The organism is Actinomadura roseirufa (genome assembly GCF_900659635.1).
GTDB classification, from domain to species: domain Bacteria; phylum Actinomycetota; class Actinomycetes; order Streptosporangiales; family Streptosporangiaceae; genus Spirillospora; species Spirillospora roseirufa.
Genome location: NZ_CAACVB010000524.1, coordinates 1 through 2,295, shown reverse-complemented (window position 1 = coordinate 2,295; position 2,295 = coordinate 1). Strand labels below are relative to the sequence as shown.

4 protein-coding genes are annotated in these 2,295 nt (G+C 67.1%); 1 reads left to right on the top strand and 3 read right to left on the bottom strand.

The annotated features are described in order from the left end of the window. Nucleotides 1-447: 447 nt before the first annotated feature. From E1291_RS41085 to E1291_RS41075, 3 genes are all read right to left on the bottom strand, one after another. Complete coding sequence (locus tag E1291_RS41085; RefSeq protein WP_131743423.1) at nucleotides 448-699, bottom strand: type II toxin-antitoxin system RelE family toxin; 252 nt, start codon at nucleotides 697-699, stop codon at nucleotides 448-450. Then, nucleotides 699-941, bottom strand: coding sequence for a hypothetical protein (locus E1291_RS43620; RefSeq protein ID WP_207401258.1), 243 nt, complete (start codon nucleotides 939-941; stop codon nucleotides 699-701). The genes E1291_RS41085 and E1291_RS43620 overlap by 1 nt, the downstream gene beginning before the upstream one ends. Before the next feature lie 452 nt (nucleotides 942-1,393). Beyond that, nucleotides 1,394-1,591, bottom strand: a complete 198-nt coding sequence (locus E1291_RS41075) for a MerR family transcriptional regulator (protein WP_131743424.1) — start codon at nucleotides 1,589-1,591, stop codon at nucleotides 1,394-1,396. Between the two features lie 167 nt (nucleotides 1,592-1,758). On the opposite strand from E1291_RS41075, the gene E1291_RS41070 reads away from it, so the two are divergent. Next, complete coding sequence (locus E1291_RS41070) at nucleotides 1,759-1,941, top strand: hypothetical protein (protein WP_131743422.1); 183 nt, start codon at nucleotides 1,759-1,761, stop codon at nucleotides 1,939-1,941. Nucleotides 1,942-2,295 lie beyond the last annotated feature (354 nt).

The following is a 2,295-nucleotide window of genomic DNA, read 5'->3' as shown; positions in this document are numbered from 1 at the left end:
CGCTCGCCTCGCCGCCCCGGCCGCCCGGCTCCGCCGGACGGCGCGTGCGGCGTGGGCGCCGGTCACCGCCCGGCGGCCCCCGAGCGTCGAGGCCAGTTCGGCAACGAGCCCCAGGGCGTGGCTGTGGTCGAGCATGGTCGCCGTCGTCACGGTCGGTTCGGGGATTGGTTGAGCGTGCGCTACTGGGGAACCCCGTGGTTCCCCAGACCCCTCCTGGTCCCGGAGGGCACTTCCGCGCGAATCCGTCTGTCACGGGTTGCGCGCCGTTCGCGCGGAAGCACCCTCCGGCTCGGTCCACGTCAAGGGCGCCCTTCCGGCGTCACTACGTGATGGCTTCGCCACCCTGGACAGAACCCGTCCGCCGCTAAACGCAGGTCTTGTCGGGGCCCGGGGAGGAAGGCCGGGGGAAGAGCAGCGGCTACGCCTCACGGCCCAGCGGTGCGGGAGCTAGGCGATCCGGCCGACGTGCAGAACCATGATGGCTTGGTCTTCTGGGTAGATCTCGTAGAGGACGCGGTACCGGCCGACGCGGATTCGCCGCAGATCTTCGCTCCCGTAGGGGAAGGAACCGTCGGGGCGGGGGTTGTCGGCGAGCAGGTCGGTAACGGTCATGACCTGGGCCAATCCTTCGGCATCGTCCGCGAGGTAGCGGGAGCCGGAGGAGACCGCCCGTTCGCTCCATGTGACGCTGTAGGTCATCAGTTGGTGAGACCGAACCGGCGCCGTACCTCGTCCTGCGGGATGGCCGTCAACGTGCCCGCGTCCTGCTGTGCGCGGTACTCGGCCAGGGCTTCCGCCTCTTCCGCGTCGGCTTGCTCGGCGAGTTGCGCGCGGCGTTCGAGTTCACGCAGCCGGCGGTACTCGTCGAGCGGGACGACCACGGCGGCCTCATCGCCGAGGCGGATCACCTGGTGATCGTCGCCTACCGGGAGTTCGGTCATGGTTGCCATGCTAGATGAGGAGTCCGGCGCCTGGCGCGGAGCCGGAACGCCGTGCCCTGATCGTGCCCGTTGGGGTGGTCGGCAGCGGGGCGCTACGGTCATTCGCGGGGCATGCGATATAGCCGCTGAGCTGCGTCTTCGCTGGTTTCAAGATCGTGGCCCGATGTCTTCCAAACTGGCTACGCGGGTTCGATTCCCGTCGCCCGCTCTCTTGTTTCCCTCAGGTCAGAGCCTCGCGGAACGATCTTGGGAACCGCCTCCAAGATCATTTGTCACCCGTTCGCCACTCGGATCGGGCACGCCTGAGCGCCAACCTGGTTCATCTGCGAACCTTCGCGATCATAGGCTGGCAGCACCCGGTGAAGATCACCACAGGCAAGGGCGCGGCACCCTCAACGCCGAAGGCCCGGCCCTCCAACGGAGAACCGGACCTTCGCTCGCTGGACGTCCCATTAGTTCGGTTCGATGCCGAGAGGCCGGCGGAGGTCGACGGTCACGACGCGGTAGCTGGCGCCGATGCGGATGACCTTGCAGGGGAACTCGCCTCGGCGGGCGAGCTGGTAGGCGCGTGTGCGTCCGAGTCCGATGGCTCGGGCGGCGGTCTCGACGCTGATGCTGGCGGGGAGGGCGACAAGCTCGTCCTGGCTCATCTGCTTCACGGCTCAGACCCCCTTCCGCGAGCTGCCGAACCATCTCGCCCGTAGCCCTCGGCCTTCTGGAGGCCTCACCCGTGGTTCGGCTCGTCGGCCCAGGGGGCCGGTGCGGTCGCGGTGTCGTGTGCCAGCGGTTCGCTGGTCGCGGGCGGCGATCTTGTGCCGTGGACGTGGTTGATCGCGCTTCGTCCCTGGCTGATGGCTTTGCCGCATCCAGCGCCCAGGTGGCGGGCGTGAAGGACGGCGCGCCCAAAGTCGTCGAGTGCCTCGTCGAGGCTCCCGCTGTGGTCATGGACGAGGCGTCCGTCCTCGTGCTGACGCGTGAGGAAGCGTTCGAGATGGAGTAGAAGGTGGTCGATCTCGGTGGCGGCTGTGTGGACGGCGTCCAGTACCGCGTGGACGGTCGCGGGTCCGGCAAGGGCTTGGCCCCATCGCTGCCTCATCTTGGTGTGGTCACATGCCTCCGCTCCTGGCTTTTGGGGGACCGCGCTCGGTCCCATGCCTGGCCAGTGTGATCTTCCAAGCGGAAGTTATCCACAACAGGTAGTGCTCTACCAGCTATCTTGCATCCCGCGCTGAGCTAATGATGCGTAGGTTCACGAGGCCGCGTCCATGGGAGTGGTGTAAGAAAAGGCCACCCCGTGATCCGTTGTGCTAGTTAAGCAGCGATCGCGTTAATTGTCACTTCGGTATCATTGGTG